Below are 1,944 nucleotides of genomic sequence, written 5' to 3'. Positions count from 1 at the left end.
CATTTTGATGGTCCACGCCGAACTTGGCGTCCTGTCCTGGATATTTGGTGAAAAAGCGCCTACTCGGTAACCGAAACGCCATGAATACTCCTCTAGTATTTTGCAAAAAACTGATTTTACAGCGGTTTGCTTTCAGCGATGTGGGTTATCAGGTAACCCAGCGGAAAAGTCTTATGGAAATGGAACTTGGTTCGGATAAATAGCAATGACACCATCCTAACACATCCGGACCTTCTTTGCATTAAGTAGTTCAGGCGCGACTCATGCCTCTATAAAAAACACGAATCATTCTGCAACTCTTTAATAAAGCGCTTTTTTTTGATTTCAAGATGGCTTGTTCCTTGGTCTAAAGGCTGGTTTGGCTGGCATCTGTTTCATTAACATTCCGGTGTGAGAATAAAAACTCTCCCTGATTCTGGCCTCAACGAAAGGGCATCCTCCCATCATGGGGGGTATTGGAATAAAATTGACGTAAACCGGCATGGATGAAGACAGATTCAATGCTGTCACGGAGGACGATGAGGAGGTCGGGTAAGAGGAGTTTATCTGGTAACAGCCGCTACTATTCTATGGTGGGTGGTCTTGTTTTGCTGAATGGATGCGTTTCTATGCCGGAGCTTATCATGAGTTGAGTGGCAGATCCCATTCCCATGTCAGTTGGAAGGGTAAGTATCATCTGGGGTTCGTCCCAAAAGATCAGATGAATATACAGATACTTTAGTGGGTTTCGGTATCCGACGGGTAAAATGATTCGAAATCATTGCGCCGGTAGGGCGTTGAACCAACGAAGCCTGGAGTGCGTATGGGGCTTTCCCCTATGAAATTGTTTGCCAGACCGTGTCGGTGATTTTGCCATTCAGATTCACGAGAAAAATGTCTTTGTCGGACCAAGGAAAATCCAGTAGTGGAATAAATCAGTTGCCTTCTGGGGGATGTTAATGATATAGATTGTTGGCGTGACGAGAAAAAGTGGAATGAAGTTAATTTCGGGAGTGGCTATGAGCTTAAAACAAAAATCAAGGACTGATGGGAAAAAGTTTCTCCAGGATGCGTTTGCTGCAGAACAAAAACATCTTTTGGCAGCGCTCCAACTTTCCTCCAAAAGTATAACCCATGATGGGGAGATGGGTGAGGTAAACGAAAATCTTATCATTAATATGTTGCGAAAATACTTGCCAAACAGATATAAGGTTGACAGTGGTGTTGTTGTTGATAGTTGTGGGAGAACAAGCGACCAGATTGATGTTATTATCTATGATCGGCAATATACGCCAACATTGCTTGATCAAGAAAATTTCCGGTTTGTGCCAGCAGAAGCGGTTTATTGTGTGTTTGAAGTCAAGCCGGAGGTAAGTAAGAGATATTACAAGTATGCGGTAGATAAGGTTAATTCTGTAAGGGGCTTGGATCGGACGAGTGTTGAAATACCTTATGCGGACGGAAAATACGGGCCAAAGCCTCTTTTCAAGATTGTCTCAGGAATCATTTCTGTCAGGATGGGGTGGGAAGAGGGGTTTGAAGGGAAGCCTTTTAAAAATATTTCAAACTCATATGGAGAGGAGGAACGTCTGGATTGTGGTCTTTCCATATCTGGCCACTGTTTTGACTATCATGATGGTAAAATATTAACATGCCCCTCTGAACAGGCATTGATCTTTTTTTTGTTTCGATTGCTGAAAAAGTTGCAGTCACTTGCTACAGTTCCAGCTATTGATTGGGATGCCTATGCAGATACTCTTGGGCAATCCATGTAACTTTTCACCGATATTCTTGGTAGTACGATCTATTTTGTTTTAGCCCAACCTTTTTACAGCACCACCTCAGGAATAATGGAGTGCCACGGAGCGGATACCAAACCTTTTGTATCTTTCAGAACCAATCCACTGCTGATTAAAAGTTTCATGTCACGATAGACGCTGCTGTAATCTCTGCCAGCGATTTTGG

General features: G+C 43.1%; 1 protein-coding gene. It reads left to right on the top strand.

Annotation, left to right across the window (positions count from 1 at the left end):
* Window positions 1-998: 998 nt before the first annotated feature.
* Entirely contained in the window at window positions 999-1,754 is a 756-nt protein-coding gene (locus HQL52_04050) for a hypothetical protein (protein ID MBF0368609.1), read from the top strand.
* Window positions 1,755-1,944: the final 190 nt, after the last annotated feature.

Source organism: Magnetococcales bacterium (assembly GCA_015232395.1).
In the GTDB taxonomy this organism is placed as follows: Bacteria; Pseudomonadota; Magnetococcia; order Magnetococcales; family JADFZT01; genus JADFZT01.
Note: the sequence above shows the minus strand (reverse complement) of the source record. Positions and strands in the feature narration are given on the sequence as shown.